The following is an 18,894-nucleotide window of genomic DNA, read 5'->3' on the forward strand; positions in this document are numbered from 1 at the left end:
AATTTTAAATAAATCTCTTTAAACAAAAATATAAATAAAGCCTGTTGAAGCTCTAACCCTTCACGTTCTTGAGAATGTGGATTGGTATACATACCGACAATGGATCGAAGCGGGTGGGACGGCAGAGTGGTGCATTCGTTTACGGAGTATTCGCTGTAAAGGGATTGGAATTAAGCCTTATTAACGCTATAATCAGTAAGGATATGATTGAAATATTACATTTTATTCATCTAAATCAGAATTGACGGAGGGTCATTAATATGGAAAAAGCATTAATCTTCGGTCACAAAAATCCCGATACGGACACGATCTGTTCGGTCATTGCCTATGCAGACTTGAAAACAAAATTGGGTCAAGACGTTGAAGCGGTTCGACTCGGCGAAGTAAACGGTGAAACTCAATATGCACTGGATCAATTCAAAGTGGCAGCACCGCGTCTGATCAAAACAGCAGCCAATGAAGTAAACAAGGTCATTCTGGTTGACCACAACGAGCGTCAGCAAAGTGTCAGCGATATTGAGGACGTGACGGTTGTTGAAGTGATCGACCATCACCGGATCGCGAACTTTGAGACAAGTCAGCCTTTGTATTTCCGTGCAGAACCTGTAGGTTGTACAGCAACAATTTTGAATAAATTGTACAAAGAAAACGGCGTGGAAATCAGCGCACCGATTGCTGGTCTGATGCTGTCCGCGATTATTTCCGATTCTCTATTGTTCAAATCCCCAACATGCACAGAGCAGGATGTAGCAGCAGCACGTGAACTGGCTGCCATTGCTGGTGTGGATGCAGACAGCTACGGTCTGGAAATGCTGAAAGCGGGCGCGGACCTGAGCCAGAAAACGATCGCTGAATTGATATCCCTGGATGCAAAAGAATTCGCAATGGGTCAGGCAAAAGTGGAGATCGCACAAGTAAACGCGGTTGACGTGAACGATGTGCTTGTGAAGCAACCTGAGCTTGAAGCAGCAATTGAGGCGATTATTTCCAGCAAAGGTCTTGATCTGTTTGTATTTGTTGTTACCGACATCCTGAACAATGATTCCGTTGCATTGGCATATGGCGCTTCCACCAAAGCTGTAGAAAAAGCGTACAATGTAACATTGTCGGATAGCAGAGCGCTGCTCAAAGGCGTAGTATCCCGCAAATCGCAAATTGTTCCCGTTCTGACCGAAGCGTTCAACTCGTTGTAAGAGGTACAAAATCGACGTATAACGATTACGTCCACATATACGATGAATATTCAGTTACAACATCCAAGCCTGCTCTTGATCTGTCATAGGTCAGGACAGGCTTTTGTTGTAGGGGAGGATATACTACCATGATCAAAAATGAAAAGATTAAAGCAAGTGAAGTCCAACTGACCGGCCTGAACGGTGAAGATCTGGGTATCATGTCCACTCGTGATGCGCTTGCACTTGCGAAGCAGCACAAGGTGGATCTGATCTGTATGTCTCTTATGACAAGCCCGCCGCCATGCAAACTGATGGGTGCAGGAGCAGCGAGGCAGGAAAAGCAGCAAGAGAAGAAGAAATCTGCAAAATCACCGGATAAACGCAAAGTGAAGGAGATTCGACTGAACCTGCAGATGGAAGACCATGACCGGGAGACAAAGGAATCTCAGGCAGAGCGTATTCTGACAAAAGGTGACTCGGTGAAGTTTGTGATCCAGGTGCATGGAGCCAAAGAAGGCACAGCAGGCAAGGAATGGGCAGAACAGCTGTGTAAATCACTGGCTGAGTATGGCAGTAAAACGACGGGTATCCAGGTGAGCGGCAAACAGGTCGTTGTACAGTTAGACCCCATTGTATGAAGGATTATGTGTGATGAACGAAGCATGAACGAAGCCCCGTGGAGCAACAATTGGATTGCTGCTCACGGGGCTTCTAGCATACATTCCGACAGTTCATCTGCAAACAACGGAGCGATATAGTCTCAAGCTGCTTAGACTCTCAAGTAACGTCTGCCGCCAATGCGTACATGCAGCTGTCCCGGTAATACCGGGGTTGACGAAGCTGTCTGGGAATTCGCGTTACCGTTCTTGGCATAACGGGACAGATATAAAAAGTCCGGATAAATAACCGTATCCATCAAATAGGCTGACACCGTACTTCCGGGGATGCGGTTTTGATTCAGGGAACGAATGATTTCTTCCCCGCTGGCAATCCCGATTCCATGGCCATAATACAGGTTTTCACGCAGCATAATGGTATTCTCCCCCTGCCATTCGGGTGTTTCAGGGGAAACGTCCGGGTTTTTGAAATACAATACATCTCCAGGAAGCGCAGAATCGCTCCCGTTCTTCTCCGTTAATCGCAGATCGCTATCGTAGTGCCAATCGTAGAGCAGAAGGTCTCCAAACAATGAATTGAAATCCTCCTCCCGAATGCTGTGTAAAACTCCGCCATATAGGACAATCACTGTCGCTGTTGCACATTCAAAGGCATACAAATGACCATTCTTCCAAATGTCCCGGATTCCCTCCGCAGGTGTCATTACAGCCTTTAGCTCAAAACCTCCTTGATCATTTCGATTCCAATATGCCGGATTACACCTGGATTTCTCGAATGAGGCAAAGCTGACCCCGCTTCGATCCAGCGCTTCCGCTGCATTAACCAGGGACTCCCGCAGGTTCCATTCAAAATGAAGATGATCCATGGATTGATATGTGTATACGGTTGGGCTGTTCTGTAGCTGCTGTAACCAGTGCCATGCAAAATCAGACCAATCCGAACGCACTAGCTCAATCGGTTGATTCGCAACAATGATCATAATCATAACCTCCAGTATCATTGGGATATTCATCCTTGTACAAACGGGTATGCACGCGTATTCTGTAGTAGTAATGACATTATGAACACACGCTAAGATTGTCGAATTATTGCTTGGATTTTTGCCTATCTCGTTTATAAATCATGACATTTCGGGTACTACTCTTATAGATGAAGTTATGTTCAGGTCGATCTGTTCATACGGAATATATTCAGATTCACAACGAAGGAGGATATGTGGTGTCGAATCCAATTGCAGAGAATCGCTCTCTGTTCGAACAGTTATACACACATGCACCGATCGGCATTGCTGTTGCCTCGCATGTGAACGGACGTTGGCTCCAGCTTAATCCGGCATTTTGTGAAATGCTGGGATGCAGTGAAGATGAATTGATTGACTCCCCGATTGTCCATATGATTTATGAAGAAGACCTGAAAATGGAGGAGTTTAGATCCAAGTTCTGGGATATGACCAATGGATTAAGTCTAATGTACGAAACCGAATTACGGCTTAAGCGTAAGGGTAATTCTCTTCTGTGGGCGACGATACGAGCCTGCATCGTCCGAGATGAAGGTAGCGGGGAACCGCTTTATTTGCTTGTGCAGGCAGCGGATATTTCGAAGCAGAAGGACGCAGAGAGTCGACTGATTGTGCAACGTAAACAGTTGGAGGAGAGTAGTCGAATCTCAAGATTACTAGCTGAATCATCACTTGATCTGATTGCCATACACCATGCCAATCCGGAGCGAACGTTCAAATATGTATCTCCAGCCAGCAAAAGCATGTTGGGGTATGATCCGGAAGAAGTTGTCGGTCAATCCGGCTTGTTCTGTATTCACCCCAACGATGTGCCTTTGGTTGAAGCTTACGTGGCTGGTCAGATTCAGGGCCTTGCTCCTGATCGAATTAACTATCGGCTCCAGCATAAGGATGGATCTGTTGTTTGGGCAGATACCATTACCCAATATGTATATGATCAGAATGGCAATCTGCAAGAGATGATCGCAGTGACCCGTGATATTACAGCTAGCAAGCAGCAACAATTAGTTCTTCAGGAATATCAATCATTATTTGACTGCAATCCACTCGGAGTTGCTTCATTGGATATGGAAGGAAACTTGCTGAAAGTTAATGCAGGTCAGGAGCAATTGACAGGGCATACCAAGGAAGAACTTCTTAGTTCATCATTTGATCATCTCATTGACCCGGTAGACCTAGATAAAACGAGGTATCATTTTGAAGAGACCGTAAAAGGAACCGCGCAGAGCTATGAAGTAGGACTGATTCACAAAAACGGACAGCGTATTGAAACAAGTGTAATTAATGTTCCGATTTTGCTTGAGGATCGCGTAGTTGGCGTCTATGGAATAACCAGTGATATTACGGAGTCCAAAAGGTATGTAGAGGAAATTGAAAATCTCAGTTACGAAAGAGCATTGATTCTCAATGCCATGTCTGAGGGAGTCATTGGCCTGGATCAGAATGGAAACCTGATATTTGCCAACCCGATTGCAACCGAGATGATGGATTTTTGTCCGTCTGAGATGAACGGCAAGCCGCTTGAAGAGATTATGCTGCAAATGCAAAGTGAGGGTATCCCTTATCCTTCCAATGGCACTCCGATTGTGCAAGCTGTGCGTGAAGGGCGAAGCCTGCCGCGATCTGAGTCTGTATTTTGGAAGCAGGATGGCTCCAGCTTTTTGGCAGAGTTTCAACTAAAACCGATTTTGGAACAGGGTCACAATCGCGGGGCTGTACTTGTTTTTCGTGATATGACATCGGTGAAGGACATCATTCGAGCCAAGGAAGTGGCAGAACATGCAGATCGGGCCAAGTCCGAGTTCCTGGCGATTATGAGTCATGAGCTTCGTACACCTCTAAATGGAATCATGGGCATGGCTCATCTGTTAAAAGAAACAGCGCTGGATGAAGAGCAGAACGGTTTCGCTGATATCATTATCGACAGTGGTCAATCACTGTTGCATATACTGAATGAGATCTTGGATTTCAGTAAAATTGAAGCAGGCAAAATGGATCTCGAACGCCAGCCAGTGGATATCAAATCTGTTCTGGGCGGGGTCATGGAACTATTTGCACTTAAAGCTTCCGAAAAAAATATTGAACTATACTGTGAAATGTCAGATCAGATTCCCGAACGTGTAAGAGGCGATGAAACAAGGATTCGTCAGATTCTGATTAATCTGGTTGGGAATGCTGTCAAATTCACGGAGAAGGGAAGCATCCAGATTCAGGTGAACGTTAAGCCAGCGGAATTGGATGATGAGAATCACCTTCTGTTGTTCGTGTCAGTCAAAGATACTGGGATTGGCATTCCATTTAACAAGCAGCATCAACTGTTCCAGTCTTTCTCACAGCTCGATCCAGCTATCAATCGAAAATATGGAGGTACAGGTCTGGGACTGGCCATCAGTAAGAAGCTGGTGGAACTGATGGGTGGTGCCATTGGTGTAAAGAGTGAGACAGGTGAGGGATCGGATTTTTACTTCACCCTGTTACTTGAACGGTGGCAAGATGAGTCCATGGATGGGATTGAAGGGGTGGCTGATAACGACCTGAAGCTGGATCGGACAAGTCTGGCAGCGGGGATCAAAATTCTTATAGCTGAGGATCAGTCGTTGAACAGTCATTTGCTGGAGGAGATGCTTCGTAGGCTCGGCGGTGTATGTGATATCGTGGAGAACGGTGCGGAAGCGGTGAAAGCATTGGAAAGGGAAACATATGACCTTCTCTTTATGGATATCCAAATGCCTGTGATGGATGGGATTGAAGCGACATGCAGAATTAGGCAAACTCACCCTGAAATTCCGGTCATTGCTGCGATCACGGCATTTGCAGGAGCGAACGATCGAGAAGCCTGTCTGAAATGCGGCATGCAGGACTTCATCAGCAAGCCGTTCAGCTCTACGGAAATAAGTCGTGTGCTAAACACATGGGTTCCGTACATTCGATCCCAGCGCGAACGCTGATAAGCGTTTGCACTTTGTATAGTTGGATAAGAAAAAACCTGCCCCTAATGAAGGAGCAGGTTTTTCTGCATACCGTCGGTATAACCCTGACAGATGTCAGGACCAACCTCCAATTAACCCTGAAAGGGTTACGCACTCGTCATCTTCCAGTTCTGCAATGAGGGTAAGTTCTTCGTTGTCATTGGGGTCCACCGAGAATAATTCACGGCGTCCGTCTTCGTGGACAATGATGACTAACTGATTACCGCTTTTTGTATCAAACTGGTACTTCACTCCGATACCAGGCAATGGGCATTCCCGGATATTCATGAAACTTGTCACCTCTTTAGTTTATCCATAGTTAAATTAACCGTTCACACAGTACGGATGTATTCTACTATCCATAACACCGTTTGGCAAGTCGGAAATGAAACAGTAGTAATCTCATCCAAACTTCTTGTGCTGTAGTTCGTTATACATTCCGATTCTGTCTCGTTCGTCTGCGACGGACCATAAACCAGATGAGTAATGCGATGATCAGCACCAAGGCAATGCCCCCCATAATTATAATGTTCCGAATATTCGGGACCTGTACGGTCAAATCCAGCTTATTCGTATTCAGTGGGGAGACGTGCCAAATTAGCGTTTTTCCATGATCTTCGACCAGATCAGCATTGGAATCCATCGGCTTGATCGGCAGCGTCAGCTTGAAATCAAAGTTCACATCTTTCAGCAGCAAGTTTTTGAGAAATCCAGGGACCTTGCTAATTTGGTCTTTGACTTCTCCATCAGGTATGGTCTGCATCAGGTCTGCTTCCACAGCAATATGCAATTTGGAAGTGAAAAAACCGGATGTAGTGGATTGCTCCACATGAATTCCGTCAGGCAGATCTGACGTGCTGAAGGTAGAGACGGCATTACTTTTCTCATAATGGGTTGTTGCCTTAAGTTGCTTTCGGTCGCCCTGATCCGAAACTTCGGCCTGGAAATTGTTCCGTTTCAAGTTATCTGCGAGCATTGTCATGAGATTGTCTTGTCCTATCATTCCCAGGGCTGAGTCGGTTACGCTGAGATTCAGATCGAGATCTGATGAACCGTCCATATTAACTGTGACATGAGCTTCACCATCAGCGCAAGCAGATAGGATCACCAGCATAAGAGTAAGTAAAATAGCAATAAATAGCTGACGATAATAGGGGATGCGATTCGACATTGAGTTCAAACCTTTCTGCGTATAATCCAATTCCAATTCATAGAAGTATAGTATACACCGGAAATATGACAGATGAAACTTTGTTCATTTAAGAACAGATGAATCTTATGCTATGATTATGGACACAATTTGTAGTGTGAATTTGAATATTTCGTATTTTTGTCAATGTTCAGTCAATTCAAAATGGGTTTCACCGTGTAAACTGATAATAGTGTGAAGAAATACGGAGCAGGGGGGTTGCATTCATGACATATATCATTATTATGGCAATCATTATGGTTGTGGGAATGGTCGGAATGGGCTGGTTCTACAAGATTATGGACAACGATCAACACTAGGGCACATTAAGAAGATTTGGGATAAGACAAGCCTATAAGCTGGCTTCGCCATGGATGCGAGGCGGCTTATTTGTATATAATGGCAAAAAGTCTAAAAATAGCATGGAATCTTGTCGTATTTAAGGGGTATGCTTGTTGATGGATTTTTGTAAGCGTTTACATTTAAGTTTATGGGAGGCTAATTTTATGGGATTGAAGATGAAAAAAAGATCAGGCAAGAAAGCATGGATGCTGCTGGTTATGTCACTACTGATTGCGGCCGTTCCAATTACAGCCAGCGCAGCATCGGACTCCACAGCTTATGCCAAATTGAATTTCAGCAATAACAAGTATTATATATTTAACAATAGTTGGGGCAGTTCGAGTGTCAGTGGATGGTCACAATCGGTGTATGTAAATAGCAATACCGATCTTGGTTACGTTTGGAACTGGCCAACAACTGCAGGAGGAGTCAAAGCTTATCCGTCTCTTGTAAGTGGCTGGCACTGGACAGAGGGCTATACGCCAGGCAGCGGGCTGCCTACCCGATTGTCTGCGAACAAAAATATCAATACCGGGGTTGGTTATTCGAAGGCATCCAACACCAATGGGGAATATAATAATGCGTATGATATTTGGCTGCATGATATCGGCAATGCCACCTGGTCGAGTACACCCACCGAGGAGATTATGATTTGGAACGAATGGACGTCCGGTGTGGGACCTATCGGTTCCAAAGTGTTTTCGGATGTGTCCATTGGTGGACAAACCTATGATCTGTATCGCGGCGAGATTACCGACAACGGAGTGCATCAATGGTGGGTGTATTCGTTCCTGAAGAAGTCGAAATCCCCTAACAACTTTAGCATTAACGTCAAAAACTTCACTGATTACCTAATTTCCAAAAGTTATTTTACCAACAGCAAATATGTCAGCAGTGTTGAATATGGAACTGAAATTACGAAGGGCAGCGGGCAGATTAATTACTCCAACTGGTATGTAAACGTTCAGTAACGGCTTTGTTATCCCGCCTATTCCTGATTCAATGATTAAATGATTCAATGAGATGCTGCTCGGAGGAAAAGCCATTTCCTGCTGATGCAGCATCTTTTACTTGGGTACTGTGTACCTAACATTCATGCGTAATATATGTATCGAGTGATGTAGCTCCATTTGACCGATGGACAAATATTTTTCGTAAAGTTGGGATTTTTAGGCTGCTCTTTTGTATAATAGGGTTTAGTTCAACTCGGGGAAACCCGAAATATGCCTAACAGGAAAGGGTGTACATAAATGAAATTTAGTGAGTATACGTATACACGTCCCGATCTGGAACACATCAAAACGTCATTCCGTGAGCTTCTGACCGGTTTTGAAGCCGCGACTACGGTTGAAGAGCAGAGTGGATATATGGACAAAATTAACGCTTTGCGCAGTGACTTTGAGACTCAGGCACAATTGGTCTACATCCGTCATTCCATTGATACCAATGATACATTTTACAAAGCAGAAAATGAATTTCTGGATGAAAGCTCTCCGATCATTCAAGAATACATCACCGATTATTATCGGGCATTGGTAAACTCCAAATTTCGTGCTGAACTGGAACAAAAATGGGGATCACAGCTGTTCCAGCTGGCGGATCTGTCCCTGAAAACATTTAGTCCGGAAATTATCGAGGACCTTCAGAAAGAGAACAAACTTTCCACGGAATACAATCAGCTGATTGCTTCAGCCAAAATTCCGTTTGAAGGTGAAGAACGCACATTGCCGCAGCTGCATCCTTTTGAATTGTCCACGGACCGCTCCATGCGGGAACGCGCATCGGAAGCAAGATATACGTTCATGGCTGAGCATGAGGCTGAATTCGATCGCATTTACGACGAATTGGTGAAGGTACGTACGCAGATCGCGAAGAAGCTGGGATATCCATCGTATGTGGAACTCGGTTATGACCGGATGAACCGTACAGATTACAATGCGGAGATGGTGTCCAATTTTAGAGCGCAAGTCCGTGATTATATCGTACCTGTAGCGACGAAGCTCAGAGAGCGCCAGCGCAGCCGGATTGATGTGGATACCCTTTATTTTTACGATCAGGGCTTCAGCTTCAAGACAGGGAACCCGACTCCTAAAGGGGATGCCGACTGGATCATTGACAATGGTAAGAAAATGTACGCTGAATTGTCACCGGAAACGGATACGTTTTTCCAGATGATGACGGACAATGAATTGATGGATTTGGTGAGCAAAAAAGGTAAGCAGGGCGGGGGCTATTGTACCTTCCTGAATGATTACAAAGTGCCGTTTATTTTCTCCAACTTTAACGGAACATCGGGTGATATCGACGTGTTGACACACGAAGCGGGTCACGCTTTCCAGGTATATGAGAGCCGTCACTTCGAAGTACCTGAGTACAACTGGCCAACGTATGAATCGGCAGAGATCCATTCCATGAGCATGGAATTCTTCACTTGGCCATGGATGGAATTGTTCTTCAAAGAAGATACGGACAAATACAAGTTTGATCACTTGTCTTCCGGACTGCTCTTTATTCCTTACGGCGTTGCAGTCGATGAATTCCAGCATTTTGTCTATGCCAATCCGGATGCAACACCAGCGGAGCGCAAGCAGGCATGGCGCAATATTGAGAAGACTTATCTGCCGCACATCAATTACAAGGATAACGCCTATTTGGAACAAGGCGGATTCTGGCACAAGCAGGGTCATATTTTCTCGTCGCCGTTCTATTACATTGACTACACACTGGCACAAATCTGCGCATTCCAGTTCTGGAAACGCAGCAACCAGGATATGAAGTCCGCATGGGCTGACTATCTCACATTGTGTAAAGCCGGAGGAAGCCTGTCCTTCACAGGATTGGTCGAACTGGCAGGTCTGAATTCTCCATTTGAAGACGGCTGCGTGTCTTCCGTCATCGGTGATATCGAAGCTTGGTTGGACGCAGTAGACGATAAAGCGTTGTAAGCGAGAAATAAAAATAAAGATCGAAGAGGTGAAAGGGAACGAGGAATAAACCTAACGTTACAGCATTCTGAGGCAGGGCGGATTTGAATGTATTTATTCACCTACCCTATACAAAGAATGCGAGGTTATACCATGTTGGTTTTACTGGATCAACCGTCCCAAAGGAAGCAATTGGCGCCATTCATCTCGGGTACAAACGGGCATGTGGTCATGGGAGGCGTGCTTGCAGGACTTCAATGCGGACGCGTCTATGCAGACCAGCTCCATGCTCCGAAAAGTGCCCTGATTTGGGCCAAAAACGAAATGTTTTACCTGATCGGAAGATCGGATAATGAACAGTTCAATAGCCTTGTCAAGGAGGTGCTTGTTCAGGAGTTATTACCTGAAGCGTTAGGTACTGGCGAAGACATGCTGAATCTTGAAGTTTACCCCGAGCCCGGCTCGGATTGGTCTCCAGTCCTGGGTCACATGTTCAATGGATGTTTGCGAGAAGGATTGAGAGTTCCTTTTCAATTCAATCTTGCGAAGTATGAACAATGGCTGGAAAAACGCAGTTCCAGCTCCTTGTTTATGCCTCCTGGATATGAGCTTCAAGTTATCGACCGAACTGTAATGTTAGAGGACAACAGCCGTATCATTGAGCATGAAATTTTAAAGTTTTGGCATTCGGTGGAGGACTTCTTGCGATATGGAGCAGGCACATGCACGTTATATGCGGGCGAGGTTGTAGGTACATGTATCTCAGTGTTTGTCCGTGGCATTCACCAGGAAACAGGTATCAATACCTATGATCCGATACACCGTGGCAAAGGTCTCGCTACGGCCATGGCAAGCGCTTATGTGCAAACCGTTCTGGAACGGAATTGTGTTCCCCACTGGACCACAGAAGATTTTCGTCATGATTCTATTGCGATTGCGGGTAAGCTTGGGTTTGAACAAGGCAGAGCCTATCCCGTCTATTACATGTCGATTCAGGAGCTTCTGGATTGCTGAACATCATCTGCAGGGACTGTTCCGAAGTCATGAAAATGACCAGGGACGGCCCCTGTTTTTCAATTCCAGTAGTGAAACCTGTGAATCCCAAGATCAACATGCCCTTTTTAATTCACGCACTAATAAGCGAGTTGCTGAAGAGCAGTCATAATTATTGGATAAATCCGTGCAAATGAAACATTTATCAACTCGGTTGTGATTTATTTCACTATATCTGAAAACGGATTCAGTTACAATAAAGACAGTAAATCAGGGGTAACAGGAGGCTGGTTCAGATGGCAACACACGCTTATTATGTTCCGCCCGTGAACTTGATGGGCAGAGGGTGCTTACACGAAGCAGGCAAGATGATTGAGAATATGGGTATTCACAAAGCACTTGTCGTAAGTGATCATCAATTGATTTCTTCCGGCGTTGCTGAACAAGTGCTGTCTATACTAAGAAAATCAGGGTTAGACTATGTGATATATGATGAGGTTCAGCCCAATCCAACCTGTCAAAATGTACATGACGGACTTCAGGTATATCAGGATCATGGCTGTGACGCCATTATATCGATAGGCGGGGGTTCACCGCAGGATGCTGCCAAAGGCATCGGCATAATAGCGACCAACGGTGGACATATCCGTGAGTATGAAGGTTTGCATCAATCGAAACACAAGTCCGTGCCGCTTATTGCGATTAACACAACGGCTGGCACGTCGAGTGAGGTGACCATGAATTACGTGATTACAGATGAGGAACGCAAGGTGAAAATGGTGATGGTGGATCGAAACAGTCTTGTTGACCTGTCGGTGAATTACCCGGAGCTGATGCTGAGCAAGCCCGCCAGTCTTACGGCGGCCACGGGTATGGATGCATTAACCCATGCGGTGGAAGCCATGGTGACGCCTGGCGGTTTCACGGTAACGAGTGCCACAGCAGCGGCGGCCGTGGAGCTGATCTTTGAATATTTGCCCAGAGCCGTCAGGGACGGCAGTGATCTGGAAGCAAGAGAGCATATGACGTACGCGTGTTTTCTTGGCGGGATTGCTTTTAATAATGCAGGCTTGGGTTATGTTCATGCGATGGCCCATCAACTTGGTGGAGTCTATGATCTGCCGCATGGGGTATGTAACGCGATGTTGCTCCCTTATGTAGAGGAATTGAATGCAAAGCATGTGCCAGGTAAATTCCGTCATATTGCCAAAGCGATCGGTATGGATGTGAAGGGCAAACGGGATGAGGAATGTTCTGAGTACGTGATCGAAGCCATTCGTCAACTTTCCAAAGAGGTCGGCATTCCTGAGAAACTGTCTGAATTGGGTGTGAAAGACCCAGATGTTGAATTGCTTGCAGATAACGCCATGAAAGATGCCTGTGCACCGGCCAATCCGTATCAGCCTTCCAGGGATGAAGTCATGGAGCTTTTCCGCAAAATCATATAGGGTTAGGACCAGCAGAAGAGCCAGAATATATTCTGGCTTTTTTGGTGTGTACGTACTGCTGACCCTTATAAATACGGATACATTTCCTTCATTGGATAAATTAGTTTTTATCCAGAGGTAGTCATTATTTTTTGTTTGACAGTGGGGGTGCTTTAATCCATAATCAATCCATACTAAACACATAAGATAAATAGGAAGGGGAGAGTCAGACATGTCACAGTTTAAATTATCAACCAGAAAGTCCTTATGGGTAGGAACGTTAGCCGTTCTGTTATTGGTAATTGTTAGCGGATGCTCCGGATCGACCAATGATTCCGCTCCCAATGCAGCAGCTCAACCAGGCACCAGCCAAGGTACGGATGAGAATTCAAAGACGGACGAGACTGCAACGGGAGGGACTTTTGTATATGGTCGTCCGGCTGCCGTAACCTCGTTTGATTTGCATAATCAGATTACGTCCAACAATGCTTTTGCCATTGATAAGGTATTTGAATCGCTGGTTGCTTTTGATAGCAAGGGAGAAATTGTAGATTGGCTTGCCAAGTCGCATAACATCAGTGATGACGGCCTGACGTATACGTTTGTGCTGCGTGATGGCTTGAAGTTCTCCAACGGCACAGATGTTACGGCAGAGGATGCCGTATTCTCGCTGGAGCGGCATTTGAAGGTGGGTGGGCCATTGGCAATATCCGCGAAGGTGGATACGATCAAAGCCAAAGATAACCACACCCTGGTGATTACGCTTAAAGAGCCGTATACGCCGTTTATCTCGGAACTATCCAACTTCTCGAACGGTATTATTCCGAACAATTTTGGCGGAGTTACCGAGGAAGAATTTTTCAAGAAGCCGGTAGGTACTGGACCGTTCGTGGTTGAACAGTGGGACCCTGCAGGCGATGTGACCTTTACTAAGAACACTCATTACTGGCAAGAAGGAAAGCCATCGGTTGATAAGCTTGTTTACAAGCTGATCGAAGACGACAGCCAAGCAATTAACCAATTGAAAGCAGGAGAAGTGGATGCTATTGAGTCTCTAGCCCTGCAAAATGCCAATGAAATTAAGAATGGTGCAGATACAACGGTTGTGACCAATGGCAGCTGGGTAACAGAGCAATTGTTCTTTAATACGCTGGATAAGCATTTCTCCGATGTGCATGTTCGTCGGGCCTTGGCTCTGGCACTTGATCGTGACGGTCTGACTAAGGCGCTTACCTTTGGTTATGCACAGACCGCTAATTCATTGCTGCCTACAACGATTCCTTACAATTCGAATGATACGCTCAAGGCACTGAATTTTGATGTAAATGCAGCCAAAGCGGAACTGGCCAAATCGGCTTTCCCTGATGGATTCACTACAAAACTGCTTGTAGCTTCAGGCAACAGCACCAGAGCGCAAGAAGCGCAAATCATTCAGGCAGCGGGTAAACAAATTGGCATTAACATCGAGATTGAATCGATTGAACTCGCTACCTTCCGTGAACGATTCTTTGCTTATGATTTCGCAGCGATGCTGAACAGTGGGCAAGCCGATTCTCCGGAAGCGAATTCGATTATTGCGTTCCAGACCGATCCTGAAGGTTTCAGCAAATCTTACTGGACGCATTACACCAATGATGAAGTAACCAAGCTTCTATATAAAGGCCAACAAACACCGGACGGCGATGGCCGTGCCGAAATATACTCCAAACTGCTTCAAACGCTTGCCGATGAGGTGCCTTACATTCCGCTTTACTATCCGGATATTCTGATTGGCGTTCGTTCTTCAGTAGATGGCATTGTTGTTTTGCCTAACGGCAGTGTGCGTTTTGAAGACGTTCGTGTTCAGAAATGAAGAAATACTGGTTGATCAGTACTGTGGGAAGAGCGTTGGCAGTGATCCTTTGTGTGATGACAGCAGTCTTTTTTCTCATCAGAATGGTACCAGGAGATCCTGCCAAAATGATTCTTGGCGAGTACAGCACCCCCGAGGCTGTTGAGAGCATGCACCATGCTCTCGGGCTGGATCTGCCAATGGGTGAACAGTTCGCACGGTTTGTGAAGACACTGTTCACCCAGGGGGATACCGGCAACTCCATTATTAATGGAACCTCGACTAGAGAGTTGATTGCTGATCGTGCACCCGTTACCTTGCTGCTCATTGGCATGGCGTGTGCATTGGCAATCGTCATTGCACTCGTGCTTGCTACACTGGCCGCTACACACAAGGATAAGCTGCTGGATCATTTGATACGTATTTTTCCTACGGTAACGCTAGGTATGCCAATCTTCTGGGTTGGCATCCTTTTGATTCTGCTGCTGAGTGTTCATCTTCACTGGTTTCCCGTTGGTGGAGTCGGTGAAGGGTGGTGGGGCACCTTGTACAGTTTGACACTTCCCGCCATTACCGTAGCTTTTTCACAGATTCCAACATTGGTTCGTTCATTAAGAGCCCAGATGCTTGAAGTACTGGAGTCTGATTTTGTAGTTACATTGAAGGCTGCGAGATTACCGAACCGAGTCATTTTATTCAAACATGTCCTGCGCAATGCGGCGCTTCCAACGCTGATCCTTCTTGGCGTTAATATCTCTTATCTCATTGGCGGCACATTGGTTGTTGAACAGGTATTTGGTATCAAGGGAATTGGCAGTCTTTTGTTTAGTTCCATTTCCAAACGGGATTTCCCGGTCATTCAAGGCATAGCCCTTTATTGTGCTGTATCTGTCGTGATCATCAGTCTCCTGATAGAGCTTCTGTCCAGGTGGCTTGATCCCAGAACGAAAGGAAAACCATGAAAACGATACGAACAGAACCTCAGTTATATGAAGACAGCCAGAACACGAGTCTCATGAATCGTATATTGAAAACTCCTTCCCTGCTTGTGGGAAGTGTGATGTTTGCCGTGCTGATCATCTTGGCTGTGCTCATACCGTGGATTAGTCCTTATGACCCTTCGGAGCAAAATTTGAGTGCTTTTTTGCAGCCTCCGTCTGCTGAACATTGGTTAGGCACAGACCAACTCGGACGCGATTTGTTTACCAGACTGATTTATGCCGCGCGAACCGATTTGAGTATTATGGTGCTGGCGGAAATTGTACCTTTTTGCATGGGTGTATTTCTAGGGATGATTGCAGGGTATTACGGAAAATGGATAGATAAGGTCATATCGTTAGTTACCGATACACTTATCGCTTTCCCCTTTTATCTAATCGTCATTATCGTAGCTTTTGCCAGCGGAGCAGGTGAGCGGGGGATTTATATTACGTTTATGCTCGTTGGCTGGATTGTTTTTGCCCGTGTCGTCAGGGGGTTGAGTGCATCGTACCGCAAGCAGGAATGGATCGCATCCGCACAGACGTTAGGTTTGCCCGGAATACGGATTATCCTTCGTCATCTCCTGCCTAATGTATTGCCTCAGGCCATCGTTGTCCTCATGACGGATATGGTGGGGCTGCTGGTGGCGATTGTTACGCTTGGATACCTGGGCATTGGCATCGCACCACCGACCCCGGATTGGGGCACGATGATCTCGGATGGACAATCCTTTATCACGACAGCCTGGTGGCTCTCGGCAGTTCCGGGATTTGCAGTCGTTTACACGGGTATAGCTTTGTCGCTTGTCGGTGATGGATTGGCCGATGTATGGAGGAAAAAATAATGTCCACAGAACCGATTCTTGAAGTCAAGGCACTGTCTCTGTCAACCAAGTCAAATCAAAAATTAGTTCAAGATGTACATTTCTCGCTTGGGCGAGGGGAGAGCCTGGGATTAGTAGGTGAATCCGGCTCTGGCAAATCGTTAACTCTTCGTTCCATTCTGGGACTGCTGCCAAGCGGTGTAGAGCAGACGGGCGGAACCATTCGGAGTAACGTGAACAGCGCTATGGTGTTTCAAGACCCGAGAGGTGCGCTCGATCCGCTCTGTCCCGTTGTCAAACAGCTGGAGGAGGTTGTCTATTACAGGCAAAAGTTAAGCAGGAAGGCTTCCAGGGTAGCAGCGCTGGAGTTGCTTGAACTGTTGGGGCTTCCCGACTCGTTGAAGCGTGAGGACCGATACCCTAGCCAGTTGTCAGGTGGGCAGTGTCAGCGGATAGTCATTGCACTGGCCCTGGCATGCAAGCCAGGCATTCTGCTCTGTGATGAGCCAACAACGGCGCTGGACGTTACTGTGCAGCGTCAAATTATGGAGACGATCCAACGTTTGCAGCGTGAACTGGGATTCGCCATGGTCTTTGTAACACATAATCTGGCGATTGCAGCGACACTGTGCTCGAAGCTGTGTGTAATGAAGCAGGGGCGGATTGTGGAGCACGGGGATTCGCTTGACCTTTTGCACAACCCTCAAGATCCTTACACCCAGATGCTTATTAACTCGGTGCTTCCTTTACCGAAGCTTGAAGGGAGCGAATAATGATGGCACTTTCTTTGCAAGTTCAGAATGTAACGGTTCAATATGGAGACTTTACTGCGCTGGACAATATCACACTAAATCTTCAGAAGCATACCACGCTTGGTCTTGTCGGTGAGTCCGGTTCGGGCAAATCTACCCTTGCAAGAGTCATTGCAGGATTAATTACGCCGGATGAGGGGCAGATTTTGCTGGGGGATCAGCAATTAAAGAAGAAGAGAAGTCGTGAGCAGTATAAAAGCATACAGATGATCTTCCAAAATCCGGATGCTTCGCTGAATCCCAAACATTCCATTCGCCAGATTCTTGCTGAAGCGCTGTTGTTTCATCGCATTGTAGACCGTTCACAGGTGGAAAAAAGATCGAGAGAGCTCCTTGCCCGTGTTCAGTTGGAAAACAGGGCACTGGACAAGTATCCGCATGAATTTTCAGGCGGTCAGCGCCAACGTATCGCCATTGCACGTGCTTTAAGCGTAGAGCCGAGTCTGCTGATTGCGGATGAGCCGACGAGTGCACTCGATGTTTCCGTGCAGCGGAGTGTATTAGATCTGTTCAATTCACTGAAGAGGGAACTTAATCTTACGCTACTGTTCATTTCTCATGATCTTGGAGTTATTCATGCCATTAGTGATACGGTAGCAGTCATGCGGCAGGGTCAACTTGTGGAGATTAGCCCGAAAGATCAATTCTTCACACGACCAGAAACGGCCTACAGCCGAGAGCTGCTGTCCGCAGTTCCAAAGATGCCGAAATCAAGTTCTTAGGAGGTTTATATGAGCCAACAATATAAAGGAAACATACCCCTTACCCTGTCCGAATACGATACACTTACACAATTGCTGTCCAGGCTTTTGAATACAGAGTATCCCCCGGTGATCATCCCGGGAGAGGCTATCTTGGGCATAGAGGCCGTGGCAGCTGGAATATCTGCACCCGGTCGTACGATTGTCAATGTCGTAACAGGGCCTTATGGCAGTTTGTTTGGTCAGTGGCTTGAACGCGGAGGGGCAACGGTTATTGAAGTCAAAGTTCCTTTTGATGAAGTTGTACCGGTGGAGAAGGTAGCTGCCGCGATTGAAAAGCATCAACCGTCCGCACTATCCTTTGTTCAAGCAGAGGTGGTGACAGGCGGGTCGAATCCCGCAGAAGAAATGATAAAGATTGCGCGTGCCCATAACCTGATTACAGTGAGCGACTCTGTCTCAGCAATTGGGGGAGAGCCTCTGCTGGTAGATGATTGGGGTGTTGATTTTGTAGCTGTGGGTGCACAAAAAGCTCTGGCCGGGCCTAACGGCATCAGCGCAGTAAGCATTTCGTCGCGTGGATGGGAATTTCTCGAATCCAATGCGCATGCCCCGCGCAACTCCATCCTGTCTTTACTTGATCTGAAGCCCTCCGACGGAGGGACTGCACCCGTCCGCGTTCCTCCCAACATTCCAACGCTGGAAGCCAGAGCACTGATTTTGGCTTTGACGACTATTGAGTCCGAAGGTTTGGAGAAGGTGATCAAGCGTCATGAACGGGCTGCGTTATCTGCTGTAGCGGGAATTCAGGCCCTGGGTCTGGAGCCTTGGCAAAAAGATAACAGAACATATTCGACACTGACTACGACGGTTCGAATTGCAGGGGAGGAGAAGCTGCATATCGATCATCCGATCGGCATCGTTGCTCCGGGGGACGGAGAACTTTTTGGTCAGCTTCTGCGAATTAATCATTTTGGAGTTAATGCGTCCTTGGCAGGTGTGGAGGAAGCTGTTGCGACTATTGCGGCATTATTGAATCAGGACCATGGGCAAGCAGTCCAGGCTGTTCGTCTCGTTTGGGGGGAATGAAT

Annotated in this window: 16 protein-coding genes; 13 read left to right on the forward strand and 3 right to left on the reverse strand. The window is 46.4% G+C overall.

The features are described 5' to 3' along the window. The first annotated feature begins 260 nt into the window (after positions 1-260). Positions 261-1,193, forward strand: coding sequence for a manganese-dependent inorganic pyrophosphatase (locus MHB49_RS13850; RefSeq protein ID WP_405156502.1), 933 nt, complete (start codon positions 261-263; stop codon positions 1,191-1,193). Between the two features lie 128 nt (positions 1,194-1,321). Continuing rightward, a complete protein-coding gene (gene infC, locus MHB49_RS13855) occupies positions 1,322-1,813 on the forward strand; it encodes a translation initiation factor IF-3 (RefSeq protein WP_405156503.1) in 492 nt (163 codons plus the stop codon). A 131-nt stretch (positions 1,814-1,944) separates the two neighbouring features. Here the strand turns inward: infC and MHB49_RS13860 are convergent, their stop codons facing one another. After that, positions 1,945-2,772, reverse strand: a complete 828-nt coding sequence (locus MHB49_RS13860) for a protein-glutamine gamma-glutamyltransferase (RefSeq protein ID WP_405156504.1) — start codon at positions 2,770-2,772, stop codon at positions 1,945-1,947. Positions 2,773-3,011: 239 nt separating this feature from the next. Here MHB49_RS13860 and MHB49_RS13865 point away from each other — a divergent pair, with 239 nt between their 5' ends. Next, complete coding sequence (locus tag MHB49_RS13865; protein ID WP_405156505.1) at positions 3,012-5,759, forward strand: PAS domain S-box protein; 2,748 nt, start codon at positions 3,012-3,014, stop codon at positions 5,757-5,759. A 96-nt stretch (positions 5,760-5,855) separates the two neighbouring features. Here the strand turns inward: MHB49_RS13865 and MHB49_RS13870 are convergent, their stop codons facing one another. Beyond that, the gene (locus tag MHB49_RS13870) at positions 5,856-6,068 is read right to left on the reverse strand and encodes a hypothetical protein (RefSeq protein WP_247902418.1); all 213 of its coding nucleotides are present in this window, start codon (positions 6,066-6,068) and stop codon (positions 5,856-5,858) included. A gap of 142 nt (positions 6,069-6,210) precedes the next feature. Next, entirely contained in the window at positions 6,211-6,951 is a 741-nt protein-coding gene (locus tag MHB49_RS13875; RefSeq protein ID WP_405156506.1) for a hypothetical protein, read from the reverse strand. 524 nt (positions 6,952-7,475) lie between these two features. Here MHB49_RS13875 and MHB49_RS13880 point away from each other — a divergent pair. The 10 genes from MHB49_RS13880 to MHB49_RS13925 all read left to right on the forward strand — a co-directional run bounded on the left by MHB49_RS13880 (position 7,476) and on the right by MHB49_RS13925 (position 18,892). Then, positions 7,476-8,282, forward strand: coding sequence for a glycoside hydrolase (locus MHB49_RS13880; protein ID WP_247902420.1), 807 nt, complete (start codon positions 7,476-7,478; stop codon positions 8,280-8,282). A gap of 279 nt (positions 8,283-8,561) precedes the next feature. Beyond that, complete coding sequence (locus tag MHB49_RS13885; protein WP_405156507.1) at positions 8,562-10,256, forward strand: M3 family oligoendopeptidase; 1,695 nt, start codon at positions 8,562-8,564, stop codon at positions 10,254-10,256. Between the two features lie 132 nt (positions 10,257-10,388). Continuing rightward, on the forward strand, positions 10,389-11,249 hold the full coding sequence (locus tag MHB49_RS13890) for a GNAT family N-acetyltransferase (RefSeq protein WP_405156508.1): 861 nt from the start codon (positions 10,389-10,391) through the stop codon (positions 11,247-11,249). 275 nt (positions 11,250-11,524) lie between these two features. Next, positions 11,525-12,676 (forward strand): iron-containing alcohol dehydrogenase, encoded by a 1,152-nt coding sequence (locus MHB49_RS13895; RefSeq protein WP_405156509.1) that lies wholly within the window; start codon positions 11,525-11,527, stop codon positions 12,674-12,676. 211 nt (positions 12,677-12,887) lie between these two features. Continuing rightward, positions 12,888-14,507 carry an ABC transporter substrate-binding protein gene (locus MHB49_RS13900; protein ID WP_405156510.1) on the forward strand — a complete coding sequence of 540 codons (1,620 nt, stop codon included), beginning with the start codon at positions 12,888-12,890 and terminating at the stop codon, positions 14,505-14,507. Continuing rightward, positions 14,504-15,448, forward strand: a complete 945-nt coding sequence (locus tag MHB49_RS13905; RefSeq protein ID WP_405156511.1) for an ABC transporter permease — start codon at positions 14,504-14,506, stop codon at positions 15,446-15,448. Before MHB49_RS13900 ends, MHB49_RS13905 begins: the two co-directional genes overlap by 4 nt. After that, positions 15,445-16,311, forward strand: coding sequence for an ABC transporter permease (locus MHB49_RS13910; protein WP_247902426.1), 867 nt, complete (start codon positions 15,445-15,447; stop codon positions 16,309-16,311). Before MHB49_RS13905 ends, MHB49_RS13910 begins: the two co-directional genes overlap by 4 nt. Further along, positions 16,311-17,063 carry an ABC transporter ATP-binding protein gene (locus tag MHB49_RS13915; protein ID WP_405156512.1) on the forward strand — a complete coding sequence of 251 codons (753 nt, stop codon included), beginning with the start codon at positions 16,311-16,313 and terminating at the stop codon, positions 17,061-17,063. The genes MHB49_RS13910 and MHB49_RS13915 overlap by 1 nt, the downstream gene beginning before the upstream one ends. After that, a complete protein-coding gene (locus MHB49_RS13920; protein ID WP_247902428.1) occupies positions 17,063-17,824 on the forward strand; it encodes an ABC transporter ATP-binding protein in 762 nt (253 codons plus the stop codon). Before MHB49_RS13915 ends, MHB49_RS13920 begins: the two co-directional genes overlap by 1 nt. Positions 17,825-17,833: 9 nt before the next feature. Continuing rightward, the gene (locus tag MHB49_RS13925; protein WP_405156513.1) at positions 17,834-18,892 is read left to right on the forward strand and encodes a pyridoxal-phosphate-dependent aminotransferase family protein; all 1,059 of its coding nucleotides are present in this window, start codon (positions 17,834-17,836) and stop codon (positions 18,890-18,892) included. The last annotated feature ends 2 nt before the right edge of the window (positions 18,893-18,894 follow it).

The organism is Paenibacillus sp. FSL K6-0108, assembly GCF_045040695.1.
Taxonomy (GTDB): Bacteria; Bacillota; Bacilli; order Paenibacillales; family Paenibacillaceae; genus Paenibacillus; species Paenibacillus pabuli_B.

What these genes read in the sequence shown, in the direction of transcription:
- MHB49_RS13850 (WP_405156502.1), top strand. Translation starts at nt 261, where the DNA reads ATGGAAAAAGCATTAATCTTCGGTCACAAAAATCCCGATACGGACACG.
- infC (WP_405156503.1), top strand. Translation starts at nt 1,322, where the DNA reads ATGATCAAAAATGAAAAGATTAAAGCAAGTGAAGTCCAACTGACCGGC.
- MHB49_RS13860 (WP_405156504.1), bottom strand. Translation starts at nt 2,772, where the DNA reads ATGATCATTGTTGCGAATCAACCGATTGAGCTAGTGCGTTCGGATTGG.
- MHB49_RS13870 (WP_247902418.1), bottom strand. Translation starts at nt 6,068, where the DNA reads ATGAATATCCGGGAATGCCCATTGCCTGGTATCGGAGTGAAGTACCAG.
- MHB49_RS13875 (WP_405156506.1), bottom strand. Translation starts at nt 6,951, where the DNA reads ATGTCGAATCGCATCCCCTATTATCGTCAGCTATTTATTGCTATTTTA.
- MHB49_RS13880 (WP_247902420.1), top strand. Translation starts at nt 7,476, where the DNA reads ATGGGATTGAAGATGAAAAAAAGATCAGGCAAGAAAGCATGGATGCTG.
- MHB49_RS13885 (WP_405156507.1), top strand. Translation starts at nt 8,562, where the DNA reads ATGAAATTTAGTGAGTATACGTATACACGTCCCGATCTGGAACACATC.
- MHB49_RS13890 (WP_405156508.1), top strand. Translation starts at nt 10,389, where the DNA reads ATGTTGGTTTTACTGGATCAACCGTCCCAAAGGAAGCAATTGGCGCCA.
- MHB49_RS13895 (WP_405156509.1), top strand. Translation starts at nt 11,525, where the DNA reads ATGGCAACACACGCTTATTATGTTCCGCCCGTGAACTTGATGGGCAGA.
- MHB49_RS13900 (WP_405156510.1), top strand. Translation starts at nt 12,888, where the DNA reads ATGTCACAGTTTAAATTATCAACCAGAAAGTCCTTATGGGTAGGAACG.
- MHB49_RS13905 (WP_405156511.1), top strand. Translation starts at nt 14,504, where the DNA reads ATGAAGAAATACTGGTTGATCAGTACTGTGGGAAGAGCGTTGGCAGTG.
- MHB49_RS13910 (WP_247902426.1), top strand. Translation starts at nt 15,445, where the DNA reads ATGAAAACGATACGAACAGAACCTCAGTTATATGAAGACAGCCAGAAC.
- MHB49_RS13915 (WP_405156512.1), top strand. Translation starts at nt 16,311, where the DNA reads ATGTCCACAGAACCGATTCTTGAAGTCAAGGCACTGTCTCTGTCAACC.
- MHB49_RS13920 (WP_247902428.1), top strand. Translation starts at nt 17,063, where the DNA reads ATGATGGCACTTTCTTTGCAAGTTCAGAATGTAACGGTTCAATATGGA.
- MHB49_RS13925 (WP_405156513.1), top strand. Translation starts at nt 17,834, where the DNA reads ATGAGCCAACAATATAAAGGAAACATACCCCTTACCCTGTCCGAATAC.